This window comes from Winogradskyella vincentii (assembly GCF_020166345.1).
Lineage (GTDB): Bacteria > Bacteroidota > Bacteroidia > Flavobacteriales > Flavobacteriaceae > Winogradskyella > Winogradskyella vincentii.
The window spans coordinates 1-5,246 of sequence record NZ_JAIUJS010000015.1 but is presented as its reverse complement, the minus strand read 5'-3'; the positions used below and the strand labels follow the sequence as shown (position 1 = coordinate 5,246).

General features: G+C 37.9%; 2 protein-coding genes. Both read left to right on the top strand.

Going from position 1 to position 5,246, the window contains the following annotated elements; translation table 11 throughout:
- Positions 1-843, top strand: an 843-nt coding sequence (locus tag LBV24_RS14880) for a T9SS type A sorting domain-containing protein (protein WP_224479455.1), incomplete at its 5' end; no start/stop codon positions are given.
- Positions 844-1,044: 201 nt separating this feature from the next.
- Positions 1,045-5,246, top strand: a 4,202-nt coding sequence (locus LBV24_RS14875) for a choice-of-anchor D domain-containing protein (protein WP_224479454.1), incomplete at its 3' end; no start/stop codon positions are given.

The window sequence follows — 5,246 nt, the reverse complement described above, 5'->3', positions numbered from 1 at the left end:
AGGTACATCCCAGTTGGGCAAGGATTCTTCGTCGTGGGTGAAAACTCGGGTACGATAAATTTTAACAACGGTCAGCGTGTATTCCAGAAAGAAGGTGGCGCATCGTCGGTTTTCGTAAGGAACATGGCGGCGCAGAACTCTGGTGACAACCAAGCCTCTGATGAGAGAATGAAGTTCAGGATTGGATTTAACTCGGTTAATACCATTCACAGACAGTTGTTGTTGACAATCGACGAGAACACAACAGAAGGGGTAGATTGGGCCTATGATGCCGTTCTTAACGAAGAACAGATGGATGATATGTACTGGATCATAAATGATGAAGCATATATGGTACAGGCCAACAGTGAGGCAGAAGTTGATACTGTTTATCCTTTGGGAGTTAAGACTGATTCAGATGGCACAAATACGATTACTATTGACAAGCTAGAGAATGTACCAAGTGATGTTGACATCTATCTGCACGACAAGGTATTGGATATCTATCACGATCTTAGGGAAAGTGATTACTCAATTTTCCTGAATGCTGGTGAGTATCAAGATCGTTTCGAAATTACCTTTGGAACCAATAATCTTCTAGGTATTGACGATGAAGAAAACAATGCTATAGATGTAGTCTACTCTAATGACATAGAAAAAATTGTACTGATTAATCCTAATCTTATTGATGTGACTTCAATTGAATTATTCAATATACTAGGACAATCAGTAAAACAAATAGAAAATATATCAGAGAGCGGTTACTCTGAATATGACGTTGAGAATTTAAGTACTGGAACTTATATCATTAAGTTATATACTGCAAGCGGTTCAGTATCTACTAAGAAAGTTTTAGTAAAATAAATTTACCCAAATCTTAAATCTTAACCTTGAAAACCCCTGGTGCGTGCGCCAGGGGTTTTTTAATGTGACATATGACAAGAAATTGTGTCTTATTAATGAATAAGTAAAACAAAACAAGCATTTCATCGGATTTTTTTGCTTTTTATGGGATTTTTAACTATGTTCGCCTCATATTTAGTCCCAAACTGAATTTAACCGCTTATGAAACTATTAACCTTTAAAAAAGGAATATACCTTTTTTGTCTAACTTTTATTCTTGCATTATCGGTGCATGGACAACAAATTGGTGTTTTAGGTAATGGAACATATATTAGTGACAATGATGTTACTCCAGCAGTAGCTGATTTTACAGATTTTAATGGATCATTAACACGAACGTTTTCCATTGATAATATACAAACCTCTGGTAATACTACATTAACCATAACAAGCATTACGCTTTCTGATCCTGTTGCATTTACAATTACATCTCCTCTTGGAGACAACACTATTACAAAAGGCCAAACCCCTGAACCATTTACCATAACTTTTAATGATCCAGGCGGAGGTACTTACACATCGACGGTTACCATTGCAAGTTCTAATGCAAGTAATGATGGTGCTGATAATGTTTGGATTTATACAATACAAGCAGTAGGTACCACTCCAACACCAGAAATTAATATTACTGGAAATAGTAATACAATTATTGATGGAGATACTACACCTTCAACAACAGATGATACTGATTTTGGTAATGTTATAACGCTTGGGGGAACTCAGGCCAATACGTTTACAATTGAAAATTCAGGCACAGGAGCTTTAAACTTAACTGGCGCCTCTCCATATGTAAGTATTACAGGGGCTAATGCGGCAGACTTTACACTTACAACAATACCATCATCATCCATTGCATCTAGTGGTAATACAACTTTTCAGATTACATTTGACCCCAGTGCAGATGGTTTAAGAACTGCTTCGGTCTCAATTGCAAACGATGATAGTGATGAAAATCCTTATAATTTTAATATACAAGGTACAGGCTATACACCTGCTCCTGAAATTGACATTCAGGGTAACGGAACAACCATTACAGATGGAGATATTACACCTAATTTCTTAGACGATACAGATTTTGGCAATGTAGATATTGCAGGAGGTACTAATCCTAATACATTTACAATATCAAACACAGGTACACTGGCATTGAACCTTACCGGTGTTTCGCCTTATGTTGTTATCGGCGGTACTCATGCCGCAGATTTTACAATTACTACAATCCCATCTAATACAATAGCTGCAGGCAGTAGTACTACATTTGTAATTACCTTTAATCCTAGTGCACTTGGTCTAAGAACTGCGAACGTAACGATATTGAATAATGACTCAGATGAGGCTGTATATAATTTTAATATTCAAGGTACAGGATATGTGCCACCACCTTGTGGTTCATCTGTGGTTCATACGGCAAACTTTGAAAGTGGCTTAGATGGTTGGACGTCTGGTGGCGTAGATGCCTCTAGAGTAAACGATGCCACCTGGTCCTACCAAGGCAGTTGGAGTCTACGTGTAAGAGATGATGATGCTACTGGATCGGCTTCTTCATTCGACTCTCCAGCATTTGATTTATCAAATTATGAAAAAGTAGATTTTAAGTTTTTCTTCGCCCCTGATAGTGTAGAAGATACTGAAGAATTTATGGTAGAATATAGCGATGACAATGGCGCTACTTGGACAACGGTGCAAATATTTGAAGGTGGAACGGTTTCAACTAAAAATGCAGATTTTGAAACTACAACTTCTGCTATATTCTATTCTAAAATCGTAACTCTTAAAAGTACTGATTATGCTTTCCCTTCATCTGCAATTTCACGTTTTAGATTAAGATGCAATGCGAGTGCAGATGATGATGAAGTTTTTATAGATGAAATTACTATCACTGGTACCGATTATTGCGTACCTTCCGAAGGCCCAGGTGGTGTAACGACAAACCTTGATTTATGGTTAAAAGCCGACATGTTAGATGGTGTATCAGAAGGCACGGATGGTACTGATGTTACACAATGGTTTGATAACGGCAAGGGTAACCATGCAAATACTATGGTTCCAGAACTAGCTCCTGTTTATCGAAATAACACATCAAAAAGCATAAATTTCAATCCCGTTATTGAGTTTGAAAACGACAACACAACTGCCAATAGAGATATGACCTATATTATTAATGATGGCAGCAGAGATGAGTTGACAGGTACTGGTGGCTTTAACAATACTGACATTTTTGTTGTGATTGTACCAGACCCTACAATTACAACTAGCATGATTCCTTTGGACACCTTTACAAGTTCAGATCCTACCGTTAGCAATATACAAGCAGAGGATGTTACCGGATTTGGATATGGTGCTTATACAGGTCGGTTTTCTGGTGAGTATTTTACCTATTGCCTTGGTACGACTTCTGGCGGTGCTGGTGGTCCTGGTTATGGTAGAGCAGATACGACTGGCAGTAACGATTATAATCAAATAAGCATTATAAACATAAGAGAAAACGCTTCTTCTACAGATATGAATATGTATCTTAATGGAAATACCATAGGGAATATTTCTAATGATCTTCCAGATTTTTCTTCAGTGAATAATACAAAATTTTGGCTAGGGAGAAGCCAATATTGGAACGGTAGTTTCGATGGTAGAATTGCTGAAGTTATAACTTATTCTGCGACTAATAATGATGGCGATGCCACACAAGCTCGTAATAGAATTCAATCGTATTTAGCAATAAAATACGGAATCACACTAGGTGTTAATGGTACAGCACAAGACTACGTCAATAGTGATGGTACAGTCATTTGGGACCAATCTGCTGATGCAGCGGCTTATAATTATGATATTGCAGGTATTGGGAGAGACGATGCCTCAGAATTAAACCAAAAACAGTCAAGTAGTGTTAACGACGCTACGGATGGAACAGGACTAACTGAAGGTATCTTAACAGTAGGCCTCACCGATATTTATGACACGAATAAGGAGAATAAAGATTTAAATGCCACGACTTTTGGAAACAAACAGTTTCTTGTTTGGGGTAACGACGGCACCGACCTTAATTTGGCAGCGACTACAGTTACCGTTAATATGAGTGCCGGTATTACACCTGCCCTAACGACTAATGTATCATTTACGGCAATGCAACGTACATGGAAATTTGTAGAAACCGGTGGTGATATTCCAGAAGTTAAGATCAGTATTCCTCAAAATGCTATACGAAATATTACACCACCTGGAAGTTACTATATGTTTATTTCCAGCACAGGTATTTTTGATCCTACCGCAGATTATAGGGTAATGACACCTGATGGTAGCGGTAATCTTGAAACAACATATGACTTTGATGGCACTAAATATGTAACCTTTGGCTATGCGCCACAAATAATTACGGAGCGCTCTGTTTATTTTGATGGTACAGTTGATTATATAGATATAGAAGACCGATTAGACATTAATCCTTCGAGTTTTACAATTTCAGCATGGATTAAAAGAGACGCTACTGATACAGGCACAAAATCGATATTGTCTAAAAGAAGTACCTCTTTTTCACAAGGTGGATTTGATTTTAGAATTCTTGACAATAATAGAATTCAAACCTATTGGAAAAATGGCTCTAATCAGATACTATCTACCACAACCAGTATACCTGATGATGAATGGCATCATGTTGCCGCTATTTATGATGGAACAACAACGACTCTATATATAGACGGTGTTGAAGATAACTCAGGAGCAAAAACTCCTCCACAATTAAATGATGAATCATTTTTTATAGGTGCCGCTGGAAAAAACACTCCTACACAATACTTTAGAGGAAATATCGATGAAGTAAGAGTTTGGGATGTAGCATTAAGTCAAGACCAATTGCGCTTTGTAATGAATCAAGAAATTGAAGATAATTCTGGTCAGGCCATGGGTAAAGTTTTACCGTCAACTATAACAAAACATGATATAGATGCGATTCCTTGGTCAGATCTGGTAGGTTATTATCCAATGTCTGTTTACACCTATACCAACACTGATGACGAATCTGGTAATGGTCGCCAAGGCGCACTTAGAAACTTAGACACTGTTGATAGACAAACAGCTCCTTTACCTTATGAATCTACTCAGAATGGCGATTGGGATACAGACACAACATGGACCAATGGTGATGTGAACGTGTTGCCTGGTACAGCATCTATAGTCAATAACACCATTACGGTAGATTGGAATATTGTTAGGACATCACATGATATTACCATGGATAATTCGTCATTGCCTGCTGGCAATAACGATGTAAGAACCGTTCTCGGTCTATATGTTGATGCCAACGAGCTTACCATCGATGGTGACAACAGCACTGATACTGGTAACGGCATTAACGTTACGCATTACTTAAG